The following is a 21,685-nucleotide window of genomic DNA, read 5'->3' as shown; positions in this document are numbered from 1 at the left end:
AGGGTGGATGGTGAACAAGCGCGGTGATTTTGGGGAGCGTGGCCTCGGCAATAGGAAAAGGCATAAGGATATTTTTTAGTTTTCTCAGAAACTACTTTACCTAGGACCTTTTGGAGTAAGGATTAATCGAACCGTCGAAAAACTATCGAATTTAATATTTTCGATCATCAAGTGAAAGAAATCGCTTCTATTTCGTCATTACGATTCCCTAATGGGAAACCTCAACGAAGAGGAAAAGACAACGATGTCTGTCCCATTAACACACTCGAAAGGGGAACCGCCGTATGTTACGACGACGGATCGTGAGTAGCCTGGCCACCGCCGCGTTGCTCATCGGGGGTGGCGCACTATCGCCAGCATTTGCCTCGGTGCAAACATCGCAGGAAAACGTTGGAGATATCCTTGGTGCGCCCGCAGCAGTGGAAAAGTCCACGAATGAACGCATCGCTGCATGGCAGAAACTGCAATTCGGTCTCTTCATGCACTGGGGTGTCTACTCAATGTTCGAAGGAAGCTACAAAGGACAACGCCAGCGCATCGGCTACCCGGAACAAATCAAGGCTTGGATGAACATTCCTCGCGAGGAATACCTCAAAGAAGCCAAGAAGATGACTGCAGACAAATGGGATGCTGCGAAGATCTGCCAGACCGCAAAGAACGCAGGCATGAAGTACGTCATGGTGACTTCGAAGCACCATGACGGTTTTGCCATGTGGGACACCAAGACGACGGACTACAACGTCGTCAAGCAGACAGCATTCGGGAAAGACCCGATGAAACAGCTCGCTGACGAATGCGGCAAGATCGACATGAAGCTCGCCTTCTACTTCTCCATCATCGACTGGGAGAAGCATGAGCCCGAGCCCTACTCCAACCTCAACCCCATCACTGAAGAACACCTTCAATACAACCTCGACCAGATTACCGAGCTACTCACCAACTACGGTCCAATCGCCGAGTTCTGGTTCGACATGGGTCGCCCGACCGCGGAACAATCTCAGAAGATGGCCGACAAGGTCCATGAACTGCAGCCGAATACAACGGTCGTGAACTCTCGCGTGTGGAACAACAAAGGTGACTTCAACGTTGGTGGTGACAACGCGGTCCACTCATCCTTCAGTATCGGTCCGTGGGAATCCATCCGATCCATCTTCCCCCAATGCTGGTCCTACTGTTCAGACTCCCGAGCAAATCGCGCAGCGGGCACAGCTAACAGAGTAATTAGCGAGACGATCTCGAACCTCGTCGGTGTCGTAGCCAACGGCGGAAACTTCGCCTTCAACGTCGGTCCGATGGGTGACGGTTCCTTCCCTGAATACGACGAATATGTTCTGAAGGAACTAGGAACATGGCACACTGACCACCCGCACGCCATCGACGGAGCAAGTGCAACATGGATCCCCGCACCGTCTAACGCTCTTCTGACAGTGAATGGTTCAGACCTGTACATCTTCCCGAACCAGTGGAAGTCCGGAGAATCAATCACCGTTCCTGGACTGGCAAACAAGGTCACCTCAGTCACGGTTGATGGCAAGGGAACCCCCGTTCAATTTGCCCGCAACGGCCTTGACCTGACAGTGACGATGTCCGGAGAATCCCCTGACAAGTACCGTCCTGTCATCAAGGTTGCCCTTGACGGTGAAGCACGCTACGTCCCCACTCAGACCGTGAACCTCGACCACGGAAGTGGCACCATCCCGACGCGCGATATTGTCGAACGCACCGTTGGCGCCTCGCGCGACGCGGCCATCCTGGACGCCTACATCGTTGATCGCTCTGGCGAAAAGTACGGCGATGTCGAATTTGATCTCACCCAATCGTCGGGTTTCCAAGACGACGTTGAATACAACGTGAGCTTCAACGGCGTCACTCACCTGTTCAAAGGAATTGACCTGAAGACCCGTCCCATCTCCGGGTACACGATGAACCCGAATGAGGTCTCTCGCCTTCGCATCCAGCTGGCAAACCCGAGCTATTACACCGATGCTCTCAACGTCAAGGTTGAATCGATCAAGGTGGCAGCATACAAGGATCACGCTGCCTCGGTTGCTCCGACCTTCACGTCTCAACCGAGCGACGCACAGGTCGTCGAAGGTGAATCCGTCACTTTCACTGCCGGCGCCTCGGGTCGCCCAGCTCCGACCTACCAGTGGTACCGCATTGATGCCGACGACGAGGACGAGGATGAGGACGGTGCCGAGGACGAGGATGGTGCCGAGGACGAGGACGAGGCCATACTGATTGAGGGTGCAACGAATTCCTCGTACACCTTCGTCACAACAAAGGATGACAATGAAGCAGATTTCTTTGTCGTTGCCACCAACGAAGCTGGAACAGCCACGTCGGAAATCGCAACCCTGACGGTTGTCGATCCCTCGTTGAACCTGGCCCTCAAGAAGCCTGCACGCCAGTCTTCTGACAGCGCCTGGAACGGCCCAGCATCCCGAGCCGTCGACGGCAACACGGATGGAAAGTGGGACAACGGTTCGGTTAGCGCAACGGCTACGCAGAATGATCCCTGGTGGGAGGTTGACCTTGAGAAAACAGTTCCGGTCGGACAGGTTAACATCTACAACCGTTCTGCTGACGATCAGTGCAACGGAAACCAGTCGTGTGCGGAGCGCCTGAAGGGCTTCTACGTTATTGCTTCGAAGGACAAGCTTGACGACAAGCTATCCAGCGAAGAAATTGAGAAGAAGGGTGAAGCAGGAGAACTCAAGTACTTCAAGGTCGAAGAGAAGGCTGATTTCCCGACCAGTCTGAATTTCGATGGCTACCAGGCTCGCTACATTCGTGTGATGTTGCCAGGAAACTGGAAGGAACTCAACCTTGCTGAGGTTGAGGTCTACGGGCAGAACACTGCTCCCACCGCGGTTATTAGCGCAGTTGCTGACCCTGAAGAAGGCTTCAGCGTTTCGGGCGACCAGCTGAACGCTGTTCCCGGATCAATCCTGACCTTTACTGCTAAAACAAGCGGCTTCCCCGCCCCTAAGCTTCAGTGGCAGACTTCGGCTGATGGTCAGACATGGAACGATGTGGAAGGCCAGACGCAGCAGGGCTACTCGTTTGAGATCGACGCGAAGCACCACGGTTTGAAGGTGCGAGTTGCTGCGACGAATAGCGTCGAGACAGCGTACTCTGAGCCACTCACGATCAATATCGTCGAAAAGCCGGCCCTCACCCCGCTGTCCGCTAGCTTGAACGACTCGGTTCTTGAACCGGCTGACGATGGTGCGTGGCAGAAAGTCACAGTGAACGAGGGCGAAACCGTCGTCCTGTCCACGACGGCTTCAGGTATGCCCGTTCCGACGATTGCATGGCAGTCACGTGAGGTCAGCGGTGCTGAAGATTCGTGGACTCCAATCGAAGGAGCAACAACTGACAAGTTGAGCCTGAAGGCATCGAAGGACGTCCAGTCGCATCTCTATCGTGCGGTTGCAACCAACTCGCAAGGTGAAGCAGTAACGGCTCCGCTTCGTGTTGTTCTGCACCAGCAGACTCCGACTCCGAACCCTGGTGGTGATGAGCCTGGTCAGGCGGATGTTCCGACTCTTGAGTTGGGTGCTGCTCAGGTGAAGGTTGGAGATACTCTGTCGATTCGTGTGAAGGGTCTGAAGAAGGGCGAGCGTATTAAGCTCACCGTTCACTCGGAGCCAGTTGTAATCCCTGAAAGCGATATCAAGTATGACGACGAGCAGGGGACTGCTCAGGCTGATTGGAAGGTTCCGGCTGGCTTTGAAGTTGGCGAGCACACTGTGAAGGTGGTGAGCAAGTCGGGTGAGAGCATCATTAAGTTCGAGGTTCTTCCCGCGGATGCTGTGCCTGTTCCGGATCAGTCGAATGCCGATAAGCCTGTTGGTGATTCTCAGCCTGTGAAGAAAGCCTCGGTGAAGAAGCTTTCTTCAACGGGTGCTGATGCGGTTTTGCTTGCAGAGCTTTCGGCTCTCTTCCTCGCTACTGGTGTGGCTGGGTTTGCTGCGCGCAGGCGTGTGCGTGACTGATCGTTGAGTGTCGGCCTGGCATAGATGAAGGTGCCTCGGGGTTGTTCCCGAGGCACCTTCTTTATGTTGTGTGCGCCCGATGGTGAACAAGCGCGGTTGTGTGCAGGGCGGATGGTGAACAAGCGCGGTCAAAGATGCACTGTGCTCGACTGAAAAAGCGGGCTAACGTTCTTTCGGCTTGCCGACGAAGAACGCGGAAATGATCAGCACTAGGCCGAGCGCTGCAATCAGGCCGATGAAAACAAACGGCAACTGTACGACGTTCAAGAACGGCAGAACAATCAGGAACACTCCGATGGCAATAACGATCAGCGCCCAGATGAGCTGCCCTACCCGAGGTTTCGTTGAAACTTCCACGACGGGTTCTGGAGCATGTGCTGCGGCGTCTGCTGCGGTCCAAACCTTAGTCGGCTGCTCCTCGGAGGTGGGCATGGTGGTTGTCTCGTCGGCTACGTTGAACTCGGTCGTTGCTTCATCAGGCATATGAGAGGTGGTCATGCTGCGCTCCTTAGCGTTGAGTCAGCCGAGAGAACCCACGATACGGGGGAAACGTCGGCTCCTGAAGTAGTGGAAGAAGTGGATGCGCCAGGCGTGCTAGCCCCGGACTGTGAGGAGGAAGAACCTGATTGTCCCTGATCAAGCGCTCCCGACTGGCCAGTCGAACCAGACTGGCCCTCGCCGGATTCGGGCGCTGAAGAAGGAGCTGGAGTATTGCCGTACCAGTCTTCCTCGTAGTTGAAGCTCCACATCCATGAAGTGATGCGAACCGTGATCCCGTCACTGTTGTTGAAGGTCGGGGATTGAACCGATACCGGATTTTCTGCGTCAACTGAATCGTTGCATCCACGCAGGGCGTTCACCCACGTCCTGTTCTTTGAAGGGTGAGTGTTATCGAAAGAATACTCGACCTCTTGAATTCCCATTTCGCAGATGATGCGGACCGGCTGATCGGTGCGCGCAGAAATCTCTAGGTCACTCACGCTAGGGTCAACGACGATTTCTTTGGAAGTTCCCGCGGGAGCCTGCGAGATGTCAAGCAACGCTCTCCCCCGAGAAGAATAGACCGTCGATTCGGTCCAATCGCTGACTAGCGTTTCGCTCGAATAATCGAAGGAAGCGGTGTATTCGGAGGCCGTTGCGATGCCGAACAAGACAGTCGGCAAGGACAAGAACGCGCCGATTATTGACAGGGCGACCAACCAGTCGGCTTTCCGTCCACGCATTGATGCGATCGCGAGGGCAAGACCTGTGATAAGCATGCAGATGCCACCACCGATCAGACCGATCTTCGTGCCGAAAATCAGCATCTCGGCGGAGCCATTGTCCATGTAGTAGTACATGAGTCCAAATGTCGTCGCCATTGCCAGAAGAACAAGACCGGTGACGACCAAGTTTGTCCGGCGCCCGACGCTACGGACGAACGGAGTCAGCGGTGGAATCCAGTTGTTCGCTCCATTGTTCATCGGCGTGTTGGGAGCCTGATAAGGTGCCGAATTCATAGGAGCATTCGGATATGCCGGCTGGTATGGTGTTCCGGCATTATTGTGATACGCGCCGTTTGGAACCTGCGAAAAACCTCCGGTGTATGGGGTTGCTGGCTGTGTGGGATTTGGGGACGAGGCCGCCCACGCAGGAGTCGGCATCATGCCCGGATGGGGGGTGGAGTATGTGGCACCGGTCCCTGAAACGTTCGTTGCGTCTGAAGTGGGCTGACCGGCCTCGTTCATGGAGGTTGAAGCGAAAGCTGAAGAGGAGTGCCCAGGCTGACTATTCGGATCCATGTTTATTGGCGGATTTCCTAGAAATGTCGGGGTTGCTGACTGGCGGTCGTGGCGGACCAGAATAACGGCGATGACGATGATCGCCACTAAGACAAGCAGTGTGCCGAGTGGGACGAGGGGTAATTCTTCGATCACGACTGAGAATGGGAAAGCTGAGGTGCTTCCCATCAGGATGAACAGGATTGCGCCCGCCTGTCCTGATTCAAATCGACCATTTACGAGTTCTTGAGCGTGGATTCGTCCAGTCATCTGATCGGGAAGGAGACCCCACCCAAGACCGTAGGCTGCCAACAGTGGCGGGAAGACCAGCATTGCCACAATGCTGAGCCCGCGGACAAGCGCTAAGTCCCAACCGGTTCGGGCGGAAATCGCTGCGCACACGCCACCAATGGTCCTCACTGATGGGCGGTACCATCCGGAACGTCGGATGGAGGCGAAGAATCCGCCACCCGTGTTGTATCCACCCTGGCCCGGTGGGAACGTTCCATTATTCGGAGTGAAACCTGGCCCACTGAAACCTGGTCCACCTGGGTATTGAGCGTTGCCGTTGAAAGCAGCATTCGACGCATTTGCGTCGTTCGGGTTGAAGCCACTGCCGGAAGGGGTGTCCCCGGTCGTGTCCTGACCGTACGGGTGCGAAGAGTTCATGTCCATACTCAACAGTGTGGTCGCTTCGCTGAACCGGCGACAGTGGGGTTATCCCTTAACTGTCCCTGATTTAGCCCCTTAAAGTCGCGGTCGCTGTTCGAAAGATGTGAAGATAGGTCGTGTGAATGAAGGCGAAAACAAAGGGTATATTCCCGTTCAGCCCGGCATGGCCAATACTGTCGGTGGCTGGCGTCCTCCCATGCCTTCTACCTACCGTGCTCCGCTGAAACGTGCGCGCGAAATATCAGCAGATATGCCGAGCGCCCGCATCGCTGGGGTTTGCTCCGGCCTATCTGTTCACCTCGGAGTGTCAGTCACGCTTGTTCGCGTGCTGATGGTCCTTGCTGGACTCTTCGGTGGAACGGGCATGATCCTCTACGTCTGGCTGTGGGCAATGGTCCCCGAAGATGATGGGCAACGCATCCGTGTTGGGGGCGCTCCGATCGGAGCCAACCTAGCAACGAAAAAACAGGGCAATCCGCACGATGCAAGTAGGGGACAGCTCCTGCTTGCTGGAGTGCTGATTCTGCTTGCGGCCCTCGTTGCAACACTGTTTGCTTGGACGAATGTCGCCCGTCTGTTCGACGTAGCATCGGCAGGTTTGATCATCGCCGGCTTGGGACTGGTGTGGAGCCAAGGGGCACATATTCAGCAGTGGCGATCATCCAAATTTCTGGCAATCATCGGCGCGGGAATCGGGCTCCTCTTCACTGGCGTGCTCTTCCTTGCCGGACGCGGAGACCCGCCAATCATCTTGCTTCGCGGCGGCCTGATCGGTGCGGTCGTGGTCGCCGGCGTGCTGTTCGCATTACTTCCGCTTTGGTTACGCACGTCGAAAGACCTTTCAGTAAGCCGTGAACGAGAAGTTCGCGAGGCCGAGCGCGCCGACATCGCAGCGCACTTGCATGACTCGGTTCTTCAAACACTCACACTGATTCGTTCGGCCGCTTCCGACCCCGCTCGCGTACGAGCACTAGCGCTTGCAGAAGAACGAGAGCTACGATCCTGGCTCTACACCGGTCGTACGCAGGCAAATGAGTCATTGTCGCAAGCAATCCGAAACACCGTCGAACAGGTGGAAAGCCGTCACGGTATCCCCGTTGATGTTGTTGCGGTCGGAGATACTGTCCCGGGTCCTGGTGAGCTAGCGATGGTCGCCGCAATCGGAGAAGCTGTAGCGAATGCCGTCAGGCACGGCGAACCTCCCGTTTCTGTATATGTTGAAGTTCGACCGAACGTTATCGAAGCGTTCATCAAAGACTCCGGTTCAGGATTTGATCTGGCTTCAATCCCGAGCGATCGGCACGGCGTTCGTGACTCAATCATCGGTCGTATGGAACGCGTAGGAGGAAAAGCCAGAATCAGAATGCTTCAGAGCGGAACAGAAGTAGAACTCAGCCTCCCAAGAGAGTAAGCAAACGCTCAATAACAAGAAACACTTATCCGCAACCACGGCAGTGAAGAAAAGCGAAGAGAATAGACCTATGACAATTCGACTCATCGTGATTGACGACCACGCAATGGTTCGCGCTGGTGTTCGCGCAGAACTTGAAAACTCCGGCGCAGACCTCGAAATCGTCGGCGAAGCAGCAGACGTTGATGGAGCAATCGCGGCATGCCATGAACTTCGCCCCGATGTCGCCCTGCTCGACGTTCACCTGCCCGGAGGTCGCGGTGGCGGTGGAGCAGAGGTTTCCGCTCGATGCCAAGATATTGAGGGTCTACGCTTCCTAGCCCTCTCTGTCTCAGACTCACCCGAAGATGTCGTTCAGGTCATCCGAAGTGGCGCTCGCGGGTATGTCACCAAGTCGATTTCTACCCCCGAACTCCTTGAAGCTATCGGTCGTATTGCTGCCGGAGACGCGGCGTTCAGTCCTCGCCTTGCCGGCTTTGTGCTTGACGCATTCGGCACTGGGCAGGTTGCCATCGGTGACGACGAACTCGATCTTCTCTCCGCTCGCGAACAGGAAGTCATGCGTCTGATTGCTCGCGGTTACACGTACAAGGAAGTAGCCTCCGAGCTCTTCATCTCGGTGAAAACAGTAGAAACACACGTATCGGCTGTGTTGCGCAAACTTCAGCTGTCGAACCGTCACGAACTGACCCGCTGGGCAATGCAACGTCACATCGTGTGAGGTCAGCCTCGTGAATAAAAATCGCGAAGCCGAAAGTCTGCTGTGAACCCGAACGCATTTCGACCCTGAGGCGCGAAAGGCGACCGAAGAGGCGCCCCCTGAGCCGGCTGACGCGGTAATCTCCATTCGTTACGAATATTGCTTTGGCATTCAGAGCTTTCAGTAGGGGAGACCATGCACCGTATCGGATTTGACCGCGACACCTACCTGCGACTCCAGTCTCAGCACATCGCCCAAAGGCGCGCTGACTTCGGTGGAAAGCTCTACTTGGAGTTCGGCGGCAAACTCATCGACGATATGCACGCATCGCGCGTATTGCCCGGCTTCACCCCGGATAACAAGGTCGTCATGCTGAAGGAACTTGCTGACGACGTCGAAATCATCGTCGCCGTGAATGCCAAGGACTTCCAACGTCATAAAGTGCGCGCAGACCTCGGCACCACCTACGACGACGAGGTCCTGCGCCACATCGACGAATTCCGCGACTACGGACTGTACGTCGGCTCTGTTGTTATTACTCAGTGGACTGACGATAATCGCGAAGCGCAGGCCGTGAAGCAGAAGTTCGAGCGCCTCGGTATTACCGTTTACCGCCACTTCCCGATCCCCGGCTATCCGAACGATGTTGCGCGCATCGTCTCGGATGAAGGCTACGGCGCAAATGAATACATCGAGACCGCCCACGACCTGATCGTCGTCACCGCCCCCGGCCCGGGCTCCGGCAAGATGGCAACCTGCCTGTCCCAGCTGTACCACGACCACAAGCGTGGCATCCGCTCCGGCTACGCGAAGTGGGAGACGTTCCCGATCTGGAACCTGCCTCTAGACCACCCGGTTAACATCGCCTACGAGGCGGCAACTGCTGACCTTGACGACATCAACATGATCGACCCCTTCCACCTGGAAGCCCACGGCGAAAAGACCGTTAACTACAACCGCGACGTCGAAATCTTCCCCGTGTTACAGCGCTTGTTCACGCAGATCCTGGGCGAATCCCCGTATCAGAGCCCGACCGACATGGGTGTCAATATGGCGGGCAAGTCGATCTGCGACGACGACGCGTGCCGCGAAGCGTCCAAGCAGGAAGTGATCCGTCGCTACTACAAGGCATTGGTGACCGAAAAGAAAGAACTGTCTGAGCCGGTTCAATCGGAACGCATCGCTCTGGCGATGTCAAAGCTGTCAATCACGCCGACCGATCGCCCAGTTGTCCCGCCGACGGTTGCGCTCGCTCAATCAACTGGCGCTCCGGCTGCTGCGATTGAACTGGCTGACGGTCAGATCGTCACGGGTAAGACGTCGGCTCTGCTTGGCTGTTCATCGGCCATGTTGTTGAACGCCCTGAAGATCCTGGCGGGTATCGATTCTGAGGTGAAGCTGCTGTCGCCCGACGCGATCACGCCGATCCAGACTTTGAAGACTCAGCATCTGGGTTCCGCGAACCCGCGTCTGCACACCGACGAGGTCCTGATCGCGCTGGCCGTCTCTGCTTCCACTGATGGCAACGCCCGCCGAGCTCTTGAATGCTTAGGCGAGTTGAAGGGCTGTGACGTTCATACTTCGACGATTCTCGGCTCAGTGGATGAAGGCATCTTCCGTTCGCTTGGCGTTCAGGTGACGAACGAACCCGTCTACGCAACCAAGTCGCTGTATCGCAAGAAGTAGAACTGGTTGGGTTGAGCGGGCGTGGGCGCGCTTGTACCGAGGTGCCGTGCTTGTTCAGCGTTTGCCGTGCTTGTTCACCGTCTTCGTAGAAGCAAACGTGTGTGATCTGCGTTTTTACGGTGCTTGTTCACGCGAAGGGTAGCGTGCTTGTTCACCGTGGGGCTGCGCTTGTTCACTGTTGCGGGCGTGATTGCGCGCTGTCATGGTCGTGCTTGTTCACCCGAAGCCCCGGCTACTTCTCAGGATGAACACCTGTCGGACGTTTTGCAGATTGGTTTCTACATGGTCTGTTTTAGGCTAGGAGAGCGATGACTGATTTCACTTCTCTTCCCGATCTTGGCTCCGCTTCATTCTCAGAATGGGGCGGTGCGCCAGAACCTGGGCCTGAGTCGCCGGTGTATGACTTCCCCGGCGGATCCGTTCCAGGTGAGGATGTTGTGCCCGTTTTGGATGAATCTGAGTACTTCTCTCAGGCGAATAGGACCAGTTCGAAATCTGCGTTCGGCTATTCGGGCAATGGAAGTGAAGAACCTTCAGACTGGCAGTCCCGGCCTCGTTTTTCTGAACCGGACGAACTCATTAGAGAACTCAACGATCAGCAACGCGAAGCTGTCGTCCACGACGGTGGACCGCTACTGATTATGGCGGGCGCGGGATCCGGGAAAACGCGCGTGCTTACTCACCGAATTGCCTACCTTCTTGCTACGGGGCGAGCCACACAAGGGCAGATTCTTGCGATCACGTTCACCAACAAAGCCGCCGCAGAAATGCGTGAAAGGGTTGGCGGGCTGGTCGGTCATGGCGCGGAGTATATGTGGGTTTCGACGTTCCATTCGGCCTGCGTGCGAATCCTGCGACGTGAGCACGAGGCCGCCGGTCTGACTTCGTCGTTCACCATTTATGACGCGCAGGATGCTCAGCGACTCATTCAAATGATCCTGAAATCGATGGATGTCGACGTGAAGCGATACTCACCCAAAATGATCGCGGCCAAGATTTCAGATCTAAAAAATGAACTGATTACTCCCGCCAAATACGAGGAAACCTGCGCAAACGACCCAATTTCAAAGATCGTCGCAAACACCTATCGCGAATACTCAAAGAGAATGCGCGAATCGAATGCGCTGGACTTCGATGATCTGATCATGGCAACGGTGCAGTTGCTGAAAGACAAGCCACTGATTGCTCAACAGTATCATCGGCGCTTCCGCCACATTCTGGTGGATGAGTATCAAGACACGAACCATGCGCAGTATGTCCTGGTTCGCCTACTTGTCGGCGATGGCGATGACGGAGTAGAACCCGGTGAGCTCACCGTGGTTGGTGACTCAGACCAGTCGATTTACGCCTTCCGCGGTGCAACAATCCGCAATATTGAGCAGTTTGAGCGCGATTTTCCGGGTGCTCGCACGATTCTTCTGGAGCAGAATTATCGGTCGACACAGAATATTCTCTCTGCCGCGAATGCAGTGATCGCGCGCAACCAAGGGCGTCGACCAAAAAACCTGTGGACAGCTTCAGGCGATGGTGCGCTCATCACTCTTGACGCAGCTGATTCTGAACATGATGAAGCACGTTTTGTCGTGTCTGAAGTTGATCGCCTGGCTGATCAGGGTGCTTCATATGGTGATGTTGCAGTCTTTTACCGTACAAACGCCCAGTCACGTGCCATTGAAGAACTCCTTGTGCGTCAAGGAATTCCCTACCGCGTGGTCGGCGGAACACGATTCTACGAGCGCAAAGAAATCAAAGATGCGCTGGCCTACCTGCAAGCGATCTCCAATCCTGATGACAGCGTTGCCGTCCGCAGAATTATCAACGTTCCGCGTCGTGGGATCGGCGCAAAAGCTGAAGACGCTATCGCAGTCCATGCTTCTCGATACGGTATTTCCTTCGGCCAAGCTGTCCGAGACGTCTGGGAAAGCGAAGGATGCCCGCTGGGTGAAAGTGAAGGTATTGAATGGCAATATCCGACGGTCAGTCAAAGCGATGCGACATCGCTCGTCGATGTTGCCACCTCTTCTGATTCTCCTTCGGGTAAACCTTTCCCATCGAACGCCACAGACTTAGGGAAACAAACAAGCGAGCCTTCCCTTGTTGAGTCTGAAACACCGGGGGCCATCGTAGACAATGCGCTCAGTGCGTGGGCAGACGTAGAGGTACGTACATTCGAGCAAAATCCGCCGGATGCTCAAGATGTAAACTCGGCCTCGTCGATCGGAAATTTGCCCAGCCGGCAGTTGCCCCCCAGTGGTGAACAGCGCGAGGTCCTTGGCCTTTCTCCGCGAGCGCGAAAGTCGATTGCGGCGTTCTGGGGTCTTATCGAATCTACTCGGCAAGCAAGTGAAAAGGGGGTGTCGACTGCCGATATTCTCGAGGAGATCCTGGATAAGACGGGATACCTCGCTACGCTACGAAAGTCGGAGGATCCTCAGGATGCTTCGCGCGTGGAAAACCTTGCAGAATTGCACTCAGTAGCGATTGATTTCGCGCACGTGAACCCGCGCGGTAGTGTGGTCGACTTCCTTGAGCGAGTCGCACTCGTTGCAGATTCGGATCAAATTCCATCTGAAGACCAGCGAAGTGGTCAGGTGACGTTGATGACGGTGCATACAGCGAAGGGGCTGGAATTCCCCATCGTGTTTGTCACCGGCATGGAAGATGGGACCTTCCCGCATCAAAGGTCGCTTGGGGATGAGTCTGAGCTTGCGGAAGAGCGTCGCCTTGCGTACGTGGCAATTACGCGTGCGCGTGAGCGACTGTATCTGACTCGAGCCTCTATTCGCTCAGCTTGGGGTAGTCCGCAAGAGATGTTGCCGTCCCAGTTCCTCGCAGATATTCCGCCGGAGCTATGCGATATTCGCCGATCCTCAACTGCAAGTGAACGACTGCGTTCGCGCGAAAGCTCCTGGGGGAGCGGATGGGGGTCGGGCTCCTACTCTTCGCGCACCGGTCGTGCCTTGGATGATGATGGGCCAGTTTTTGGCTCCGGTAAAGCAGAAACTGCCTCTCGAGTCACAGGTATTCGAACCGGGAAAACCATACGCATGGGTGCGCAACAAACGTCACGCAATACGCGCCGACCACTCCTTGACTTGAAGGTTGGCGATAGGGTTAAACACGCGAGTCTGGGGGAGGGAACTGTTGTTGGCCTCGAAGGTCAGGGGAAAACAACGGTTGCTCGGGTCAAATTCAGCGAAGCGGAGAAGCGCCTGCTTCTTCGAGTTGCACCCCTAGAAAAAATCTGAATCGAACATAAATTGGCGTTCTTAGGACGAACGGCCTAAATGGTCGTTAGTCTGTTCAATGACAAGCCATAGATGACAAAGGAGTCCACCCGTGGACCTGTATGAATACCAAGCACGTGACATGTTCCGAAAGCACGGCGTTCCCGTACTGCCCGGGCTTACCGCAACGACTGTCGAAGAGGCGCGCACAGCGGCAACTCGTCTGCTCTCAGATGGCGCCGAGCTTCTCGTCGTCAAAGCGCAGGTGAAAACCGGTGGCCGCGGAAAGGCAGGTGGCGTCAAACTTGCTTACACTGCCGCAGAAGCCGCTGAAAAAGCAGAGGCAATTCTTGGACTCGATATCAAGGGACATATCGTCAAAACCCTGCTGATCGCATCGGGTGCCGACATCGCCGAGGAATACTACTTCTCGATCCTCCTTGATCGATCGAACCGTCGCTACCTTGCAATGTGCTCCCGCGAAGGCGGTATGGACATTGAAACCCTGGCGAAGGAACGCCCCGAAGCCCTAGCTCGCGTGCCTCTGAACCCCGTCATCGGAATCAACGATCAAGTGGCACGGGAGATCTTGACGCAAGCGGGATTCCCCGCTGAACGCCAGGATCCCCTCATTCCGGTCCTCGTCCTGCTCTGGGAAACCTACCGCGACGAGGACGCAACCCTTGTCGAGGTCAATCCTCTTGTCACTGCCACCGACGGTACCGTGTGGGCAGTCGACGGCAAGGTCAGCCTGGACGACAACGCCCGATTCCGCCATCCGGAACACGAAGAACTCGTCGACCGAGCCACCCAAGATCCCCGCGAGGCGTTGGCGAAGGAAGCCGGACTGAACTACGTGCGCCTCGAAGGTGAAGTTGGCATCATCGGTAACGGTGCTGGTCTGGTCATGTCAACCCTCGACGTCGTTGCGATGGCCGGTGAAGATCTTGGCGTAAAACCGGCAAACTTCCTCGATATCGGTGGCGGTGCTTCGGCTGAAGTGATGGCAAAGGGCCTCGACATCATCCTCGGCGACGAGCAGGTTCGCTCTGTCTTCGTTAACGTTTTCGGTGGCATTACCGCATGTGACAAGGTCGCGGAAGGCATCATCGGAGCTCTCGAAGTTCTTGGAGACTCTGCGACGAAGCCTCTGGTGGTTCGCCTAGATGGAAATAAGGTCGCCGAAGGTCGAGCGATTCTCCAGGCGGCGAACCATCCGTTGATCCACATGGTTGAGACCATGGACGATGCCGCGCGACGTGCAGCTGAACTTGCTGCCGAGGCCGTTGCTTCACAGCCGGCTCAGAACTGACCAGACGAAAGACAAAGGACGAAAAGAATGTCGATTTTCCTTAACTCTGACTCCCGTGTCATCGTCCAGGGTATGACGGGCGCTGAAGGTCGCAAGCACACGCAACGGATGCTGAGCGCCGGCACAACCATTGTTGCTGGCACTAACCCGCGTAAAGCCGGCACCAGTGTCGACTTTGACGTGGTTGGCTACGGCCCGGCCGCTGACCGGGTCGAAAACGGAACAGTGTCCGTACCCGTGTACGCCACTGTTGCTGAAGCAAAAGAAGCAACGAACGCGAACACTTCCGTCATCTTCGTTCCGCCGGCCTTCGCGAAGGGAGCCGCACTTGAAGCGATTGATGCTGGCATCGAAACGATCGTTGTGATCACCGAAGGTATTCCTGTCGCAGACTCAACCGTTTTCGTGTCGCATGCACTGAAGAAGGGTGTTCGTCTGATTGGCCCGAACTGCCCAGGCATCATTAGCCCAAACCAGTCAAACGTTGGTATCACGCCAGCAGACATCACCGGTCCGGGTCGCATCGGCCTAGTTTCTAAGTCCGGCACGCTCACGTATCAGCTCATGTACGAACTCCGCGACTTTGGTTTCACCACCTGCCTTGGCATCGGTGGCGACCCGGTGGTCGGAACCACCCACATCGATGCCTTGGCGGCGTTCGAAGCCGACCCCGACACCGATCTGGTTGTGATGATCGGCGAAATCGGTGGCGACGCAGAAGAGCGAGCAGCTACCTGGATCAAGGAAAACATGACGAAACCCGTCGTCGCCTACGTTGCTGGTTTTACAGCCCCCGAAGGCAAGACCATGGGGCACGCTGGCGCGATCGTTTCCGGTTCTTCCGGTACTGCTGCGGCAAAGGCCGAGGCCCTAGAAGCAGTTGGTGTTCGCGTCGGTCGGACTCCGTCGCAGACCGCTCAGCTTGCTCGAGAAATCCTCTCAAAGTAGTTGCGCTCTATGCCGGTTTTGGCAGGGCAAACTGAAGAGGCCGGAAGCGAACAGAACACAAACTCTGCAAACGGAGTGGCCAGAACACAAACTCTGAAAGCGATCTGATCTCGCTTCCACACTGAGGTAGGTCTCAATCTGACGGTGGCCGGTGGTGCGAAAGCCCTACCGGCCACCGGTGCGTCATGATGGATAACGCTATGAACGTTACGCCTGAGACTTCACCAAGCGTCACCACAACGACGTACGCTCCGACGCGGAAAACTATTCGCGTGAGCATGCCTGACGGTTGGGCGCGCGCCATGCTTTCGGGCGTTGAAGCAGCATTCGTCGGTTGGGCTACCTGCGTTCTTATCGTCATGGGCTCCTTCCTGACGGTCGCGTCGAACCCGTGGGTGTCAAAAATCGGCTGGGACACGGTGTTCGCGTCCAGTTCGGATGTCTTCGGAGTCCTCTTCGGCGCATCAGTTCATACAGAAACCGTCACCTATCACGCCATCCCCACTCTTGTGTCGATCGGCCTCGTTGTGTTGCTCCGACTCTTCTTGCGCGGAGGCGAAGAGTTCTCGCCATCGTCGAACTGGTTCGCCGTTCCTGCTTTCACTGTGATGACCGCTTTCCTGATCGGTTCGGGTGCTTCGTATGTGCGCTGGTGGGAAGCGATGCCGGGTGCCCTATTCGTTTCGCTTCTCGCGTCGGCGTGGGCGTTTTTTTCTTGTGGTGACCATCCACTTCGCCGGTGGGGAGTCCCGCGCCTCATTCGTTTAGGAATTCGCGAGGCCGCAATCGCACTCACAGTCGTCGTCGGATCTGCGGCGGTTCTTACTCTGATCGCCCTTCTTACTCATACCTCACAAATCGCGGGGATCCACCAGCTCCTGCTCACGACATCTCCAATTGAGGACGCGCTTGTTGGACTCGGTCAGTTATTTTTCGCCCCAACAATCTTGGCGTGGACGTTGGCTTGGTTTGCTGGACCCGGATTCTGGGTCGGAGTCGATGCGCTTCATTCGCCCACGTCAGCCCCAACTTTGCCGATCCCAGGTATCCCTGTCTTGGGCGCGATGCCCAATATCACTCCAAGCTATTGGACGATCCTCGTTCCGATTGCGATCGGTTTTGGCATCGGTATGTGGCGCGGAAGGAAGCGTCGGCAAGCATCGCTTCGTGAACAGTTTGTTCTTTCCGCTGTCGCATTTGTCGTGATCGGTGTTGGCTTCTGGATGTGGATGGCCATGTCAACCCTTCAGCTGGGGGCGACGCGCATGGTATTCCTAGGGCCGCATGTCGGTCCGACTACTGCGGCTCTGCTCAGCGAAGTTGGTTTGGCGTTTGTATTTGGTTGGGTGATCGTTCACCCGCGCTCGTTGAAGTGGATGCGCGATCAATGGGAGCTTTCGCTTCTTGACGCTGGGCAAACGGCTCCGTCTTCGACCGCGCTTGTTGAAGAATCGCCCTCCGATGTTTCGGCTTCAGACGTGCCTGTTTCGACCGCGCTTGTTGAAGCAGAAGAGACTCCGGAACCGGATGAAATTGATACTGACCCGACCGAGGAAGAACTCGAGGTTTTGGTGAACAAGCGCGCCGATGACACCCCCAAAGAATCCCAGTCGGAACCTGAACTTGTTCCATGGACACCGACTCCCCAAGTTGTTGAGCCGACGGTGAAGTCTCCGGCTCAGCAGGAAGCTGAACAAGCGCGCTCCGAAGATGCGCTTGCAACTGAGCGTCTTGGCCTCTCTTCGCTCTCGACCGGTGAACAAGCGCGCTTGGAAGAGGGCGAATGAACACCGAACCGACTCATTGATCGGTGCACGCTCCGCTTGAACAAGCGCGGTTAACTGTGTTCTGGTGTCCGGCGAAGGCTCCAACAAGCGTGCGCTTGTTCAAGCGTGCGAAGATCCCACGTTCGGCGCCACGGCGGTTCTGGTGGGTGCAGACAGGGAGTGTTCAGCGATCGACTGAGCGAAGGAACGAGGCCTCGCGCACTTTGTTTGCTAGTTTCTCACTTTGAAACGCGCGAAGACTGGGACGCTGAGCTTCGACGGAACCTTGAACAAGCGCGGTCGGCCTCGTCGATAACTGGCACGCGGAAGGCGAATGTGGGGCGAATCCCTCACTGGACCTGCTTGGAACGCACACGCGCTACGGGATACGATCGCCGTAGGTTGCAACTGGCGAGGGTGGATCACCACCGGGGAGCAACCCGAAGTACCCGTGAGGCGTCGCCCGCCTGGGCGCCGGGCATGATCAACCATTACTGGAGGAACCCATGTCCGTTCGCCTGGACAATCTCGAAGCTATTGACGTCCGCCCCATTACCCGCGCTCTTATTTCCGTCTATGACAAGACCGGTCTGATTGAGCTTGCCACCGCACTTGCTGGCGCTGGCGTTGAAATTGTTTCCACCGGCTCGACCGCCGCGAAGATCGCAGAAGCTGGCGTCCCGGTTACCCCCGTTGACGACGTCACCGGTTTCCCTGAGGTCCTCGAAGGTCGTGTGAAGACCCTGCACCCGATGATTCACGCGGGCATTCTTGCTGATCAGCGCAAGGCTGACCACCGCGAGCAGATCAGTGAACTCGGCGTGAAGGCATTTGACCTGGTTATTTGCAATCTCTACCCGTTCGCTCAGACGGTTGCCGGCGGGGGTAGCTTCGACGAATGCGTCGAGCAGATTGATATCGGTGGCCCGTCCATGGTGCGTGCAGCGGCGAAGAACCATCCGTCGGTTGCAGTCGTGACCTCGCCCGATTCCTACGCTGCGGTTATTGAAGCTGCCCGGGCTGAAGGTTTCACGCTGAAACAGCGTCGCGAACTGGCAGCACGCGCCTTCGCACATACCGCAACTTACGATCTGGCCATCTCCGGCTGGTTTGCCGATCAGCTCGATCTGGACGATGTCCGCGACGAATTGGACGAGGTCTGCGAAACCCACCTCGACGCTTCCGATGCTGCGTTCCTTGAGTCCCTCGGGTTTGCCGTCGACGGGGAATCCGAAGAAATCGTCGAAGCTGACGACGAAGAAGGCGACATGCCGGCGTTCGTCGCCGATGCTTTCGAACGCGTTGACTCCCTGCGCTACGGTGAGAATCCGCATCAGAACGCTGCCGTGTACCGCGAGATTGCCGACGAAGAAGACCTCGACGAAAACGAGCTTCTGCCCGGCATCGCCAATGCTCGCCAGCTGCATGGCAAGGCAATGAGCTACAACAACTACACCGACGGTGACGCTGCCCTGCGCGCTGTCTACGACCATGAGCGCCCCTGCGTCGCCATCATCAAGCACGCGAACCCCTGCGGTATCGCCGTTGCCGACGACGTCGCGGAGGCACATCGCAAGGCGCACGCGTGTGACCCCGTCTCCGCATTCGGTGGCGTGATCGCCGTGAACCGCCCGGTCAGCGTTGAACTGGCTAAGCAGATCGTCCCGATCTTCACCGAGGTTGTGCTGGCCCCCGGATACGATGAGGGTGCGCTCGAGGTCCTGTCTGCGAAGAAGAATCTGCGTGTCCTGGAAGTTGCTCCGCTGGCAGTCGGTGCCAGAGAGTTCAAGCAGATTTCTGGTGGCCTGCTGGTTCAGGACCGCGATGACGTCGATGCAGTCGGCGACGATCCGGCAAACTGGACGCTCGTCGCAGGTGAAGCCGCGGATGCTGCAACCCTAGCTGACCTTGAGTTCGCATGGCGCACGGTTCGCGCCGTCCGCTCTAACGCGATCCTGCTGGTTAAGGATGAGGCTTCGGTCGGCGTTGGTATGGGACAGGTCAACCGCGTTGATTCCTGCAAGCTTGCAGTCGAACGCGCAAACACGCTGGGAGGTCGCTCTACCGGTGACGCGGCCAAGGATGCGGGCGCAGATATTCAGTCCGCTGGCGGTGCGCGCGCAGAAGACATTCTTGGCGCAAAAACTGAGCAGCGTTCCATCGGCGCGGTTGCCGCATCCGATGCGTTCTTCCCCTTCGCTGATGGCCTGCAGGTCCTGATTGATGCCGGCGTGAAGGCTGTCGTTCAGCCTGGCGGATCCGTCCGCGACGAGGAATCCATCGAAGCTGCGAAGGCTGCTGGCATCACGATGTACATGACGGGCACGCGCCACTTCGCACACTGACCTGCATTTCGGCGAGGTTGTTGGAAACGGCGACATCGTCCACTGATTATCCCCCTGCTGGAGCGCTCCGGCAGGGGGAATTTCATCTGAGTACACTGCCGTGTGCGAAGGAAAGGTGAACAAGCGCGGTAAAGTGGCGAGTTGCAAGGAACACCTAGAGCACGCGGAACCGAGAGACTGTGGTGCCTCTTTTTGAGCCTCTGACACCCTGAAATCAGGCTCGAAGCTACAGCCCCGCGTCTGGATGTTCGGGGAAGAGTGGCATGACGCCCGGGATGTGACTGTGCGCAGTCAGAGGGTTCGTGGGAATCTCGAAAGCGACTTCCAAGAATGGGCGCAGTAGATTCGCCAGGTCGTCAGGCTGTCCGTCGGAGACGAAGATGACGTTCGGGTGCAGCTTCTCGGACTCGACGAGATCCAAGATAACGCGCGCATCCCCGCGTTCTGAATCAACCCAATACACGGTCCAATCCGGGCCCAGAGCAGACTGCCCCGAAACGATGAAACGTCGTACTCGGCACCCTGGTGGAAGCGCTGTCACGACATCTTCATCCAAGTCGATCATGATCCGCGGGCCGCTGACTGCACGCAGGTTACCTTGCCCCAATTCGCGCGGGTCATTCACGGTCAGCGTCGACAGGTCGATACTTGCCGACTGATCATCGTGCCCCGGAGCTCCGGCAAGATGAGCGAGCTGTTCGGCGAGTTTCCACGTAAAAATCTCCGGGCGGACGTCGAGCATATCCGGTACCGACCAGCGGAACTTACAAACTGCAAGGAACCATTGTAACGGGTCAACTCCATCAAGGAGGAGCCCCTCGCGCAGGTAAAGAGCGCGTTGCATTACCGCGTCGCGCACCGGATCATCGGCGAGCTTGCGCGCCTTCTTCAAGCGACGGTGAAAACGCTTTTGCGCCGAAGCATAGTCGTCGCCGTCAACCCACTGATCGCCCGGCCAGTTGTGCAGTCGAACAACCTCTTCACGCAGAGAAAACTGCTCGCCAACATAACCGCGTTCAGCAAGCACGGTGTCCCATGCCTGCACGATTTCCAAGGCGTGAGCGAATGGTGCGGGTACTTCGAGGTGAGGGATGACTGCAAGCTCCTGCCGTGCCGTTGACGCTCGCCAAGCAACAAATTGCGCGTGCGTGACAGGCTGGCCGTCGATGTCGCCCCAGCGTGGGTCGCTGGCTCTCGTTCGGGTTGCCTCGGCCCAGTTCGCGAGGCCGGCCAGCAGTTTCTTACGTGGAACATCTGGGGTGTGGGCCGGAGCGATCGTGGGGTCTTGGGCATCAAATGCTCCTTCGATGTGCGCAACTGCTTTCAAGAGGAGGTTCCAGTTTGGAAGCTTTACGCGCTTCTTCGAGGCGAGTGCGACGGGGCTGAGGAACTGATCGATCAACCATGGGACGTCTCGGGAGTGAGCGATGCTGGCGATCTGGTCTCGAGCCACTTGCAGGGGAGCGTTTAATTCCGCGATGAGTGGGAGCGCTTGACGCTCTGCGTTGGAAAGCTTGCGACCGTCCGGGAAGCGTTTATGACTGCCGTGTTTGCCACGTTCGAGCATGAAAGCGCCGAAGGCTGGCATCTGGTGGTCGTTGGCAGGCATGAGTCTATTGTGTCGTACCTCTAGGTTTTCTTGCGCTCAACCGACCGCGCTTGTTCAAGAAACGAGGTGCTTGAACGGGCTTCATTGACCGCGCTTGTTCAAGCATCTGTGGGTTTTTGGCCGCGCTTGTTCACCGGATGGGGGGCGAGACGGGGACGCGCAGCCTCGTATTTTTGAGTGGCGATTGGTGAGCAAGCGGGGTGGTGAGTGGGGTGGGATTGGTGAACAAGCGCGGTGGTGGGGAGCGG

General features: G+C 56.8%; 12 protein-coding genes and 1 riboswitch. Of the genes, 9 read left to right on the top strand and 3 right to left on the bottom strand.

Annotation, left to right across the window (positions count from 1 at the left end):
• The first annotated feature begins 302 nt into the window (after window positions 1-302).
• Window positions 303-4,001 carry an alpha-L-fucosidase gene (locus HMPREF9241_RS06770; RefSeq protein WP_050998803.1) on the top strand — a complete coding sequence of 1,233 codons (3,699 nt, stop codon included), beginning with the start codon at window positions 303-305 and terminating at the stop codon, window positions 3,999-4,001.
• A gap of 162 nt (window positions 4,002-4,163) precedes the next feature.
• Here HMPREF9241_RS06770 and HMPREF9241_RS06765 read toward each other — a convergent pair whose 3' ends face one another.
• Entirely contained in the window at window positions 4,164-4,499 is a 336-nt protein-coding gene (locus HMPREF9241_RS06765) for a hypothetical protein (RefSeq protein ID WP_006681544.1), read from the bottom strand.
• The gene (locus HMPREF9241_RS06760; protein ID WP_083856956.1) at window positions 4,496-6,436 is read right to left on the bottom strand and encodes a PspC domain-containing protein; all 1,941 of its coding nucleotides are present in this window, start codon (window positions 6,434-6,436) and stop codon (window positions 4,496-4,498) included. The genes HMPREF9241_RS06765 and HMPREF9241_RS06760 overlap by 4 nt, the downstream gene beginning before the upstream one ends.
• 247 nt (window positions 6,437-6,683) lie before the next feature.
• Here HMPREF9241_RS06760 and HMPREF9241_RS06755 point away from each other — a divergent pair, with 247 nt between their 5' ends.
• The 8 genes from HMPREF9241_RS06755 (at window position 6,684) to purH (ending at window position 19,828) form a co-directional block, all read left to right on the top strand.
• Window positions 6,684-7,844 carry an ATP-binding protein gene (locus HMPREF9241_RS06755; protein WP_040318668.1) on the top strand — a complete coding sequence of 387 codons (1,161 nt, stop codon included), beginning with the start codon at window positions 6,684-6,686 and terminating at the stop codon, window positions 7,842-7,844.
• A 70-nt stretch (window positions 7,845-7,914) separates the two neighbouring features.
• A complete protein-coding gene (locus HMPREF9241_RS06750; RefSeq protein ID WP_006681541.1) occupies window positions 7,915-8,565 on the top strand; it encodes a LuxR C-terminal-related transcriptional regulator in 651 nt (216 codons plus the stop codon).
• Between the two features lie 174 nt (window positions 8,566-8,739).
• Complete coding sequence (locus tag HMPREF9241_RS06745) at window positions 8,740-10,230, top strand: DUF1846 domain-containing protein (protein ID WP_006681540.1); 1,491 nt, start codon at window positions 8,740-8,742, stop codon at window positions 10,228-10,230.
• A 308-nt stretch (window positions 10,231-10,538) separates the two neighbouring features.
• Entirely contained in the window at window positions 10,539-13,478 is a 2,940-nt protein-coding gene (locus tag HMPREF9241_RS06740; protein ID WP_006681539.1) for a UvrD-helicase domain-containing protein, read from the top strand.
• A gap of 91 nt (window positions 13,479-13,569) precedes the next feature.
• Window positions 13,570-14,769 carry an ADP-forming succinate--CoA ligase subunit beta gene (gene sucC / locus HMPREF9241_RS06735; RefSeq protein ID WP_006681538.1) on the top strand — a complete coding sequence of 400 codons (1,200 nt, stop codon included), beginning with the start codon at window positions 13,570-13,572 and terminating at the stop codon, window positions 14,767-14,769.
• Window positions 14,770-14,796: 27 nt separating this feature from the next.
• Window positions 14,797-15,717, top strand: coding sequence for a succinate--CoA ligase subunit alpha (sucD, locus tag HMPREF9241_RS06730; RefSeq protein WP_006681537.1), 921 nt, complete (start codon window positions 14,797-14,799; stop codon window positions 15,715-15,717).
• Between the two features lie 278 nt (window positions 15,718-15,995).
• A complete protein-coding gene (locus HMPREF9241_RS06725) occupies window positions 15,996-17,504 on the top strand; it encodes a cell division protein PerM (protein ID WP_243440789.1) in 1,509 nt (502 codons plus the stop codon).
• A gap of 373 nt (window positions 17,505-17,877) precedes the next feature.
• Window positions 17,878-17,963, top strand: a riboswitch (ZMP/ZTP riboswitch).
• A 26-nt stretch (window positions 17,964-17,989) separates the two neighbouring features.
• A complete protein-coding gene (gene purH / locus HMPREF9241_RS06720) occupies window positions 17,990-19,828 on the top strand; it encodes a bifunctional phosphoribosylaminoimidazolecarboxamide formyltransferase/IMP cyclohydrolase (RefSeq protein WP_006681535.1) in 1,839 nt (612 codons plus the stop codon).
• A 226-nt stretch (window positions 19,829-20,054) separates the two neighbouring features.
• Here purH and HMPREF9241_RS06715 read toward each other — a convergent pair whose 3' ends face one another.
• Complete coding sequence (locus HMPREF9241_RS06715; protein WP_006681534.1) at window positions 20,055-21,437, bottom strand: hypothetical protein; 1,383 nt, start codon at window positions 21,435-21,437, stop codon at window positions 20,055-20,057.
• Window positions 21,438-21,685: the final 248 nt, after the last annotated feature.

Origin of the sequence: Schaalia turicensis ACS-279-V-Col4 (assembly GCF_000296505.1) — a bacterium.
In the GTDB taxonomy this organism is placed as follows: Bacteria; Actinomycetota; Actinomycetes; order Actinomycetales; family Actinomycetaceae; genus Pauljensenia; species Pauljensenia turicensis_A.
This window is presented reverse-complemented; position numbering and strand designations above follow the sequence as displayed.

Excerpts from the sequence above, each read along its gene's own strand:
- HMPREF9241_RS06765 (WP_006681544.1), bottom strand. The coding sequence starts at position 4,499 with ATGACCACCTCTCATATGCCTGATGAAGCAACGACCGAGTTCAACGTA.
- HMPREF9241_RS06760 (WP_083856956.1), bottom strand. The coding sequence starts at position 6,436 with ATGGACATGAACTCTTCGCACCCGTACGGTCAGGACACGACCGGGGAC.
- HMPREF9241_RS06755 (WP_040318668.1), top strand. The coding sequence starts at position 6,684 with ATGCCGAGCGCCCGCATCGCTGGGGTTTGCTCCGGCCTATCTGTTCAC.
- HMPREF9241_RS06750 (WP_006681541.1), top strand. The coding sequence starts at position 7,915 with ATGACAATTCGACTCATCGTGATTGACGACCACGCAATGGTTCGCGCT.
- HMPREF9241_RS06745 (WP_006681540.1), top strand. The coding sequence starts at position 8,740 with ATGCACCGTATCGGATTTGACCGCGACACCTACCTGCGACTCCAGTCT.
- HMPREF9241_RS06740 (WP_006681539.1), top strand. The coding sequence starts at position 10,539 with ATGACTGATTTCACTTCTCTTCCCGATCTTGGCTCCGCTTCATTCTCA.
- sucD (WP_006681537.1), top strand. The coding sequence starts at position 14,797 with ATGTCGATTTTCCTTAACTCTGACTCCCGTGTCATCGTCCAGGGTATG.
- HMPREF9241_RS06725 (WP_243440789.1), top strand. The coding sequence starts at position 15,996 with ATGCCTGACGGTTGGGCGCGCGCCATGCTTTCGGGCGTTGAAGCAGCA.
- purH (WP_006681535.1), top strand. The coding sequence starts at position 17,990 with ATGTCCGTTCGCCTGGACAATCTCGAAGCTATTGACGTCCGCCCCATT.
- HMPREF9241_RS06715 (WP_006681534.1), bottom strand. The coding sequence starts at position 21,437 with ATGCCTGCCAACGACCACCAGATGCCAGCCTTCGGCGCTTTCATGCTC.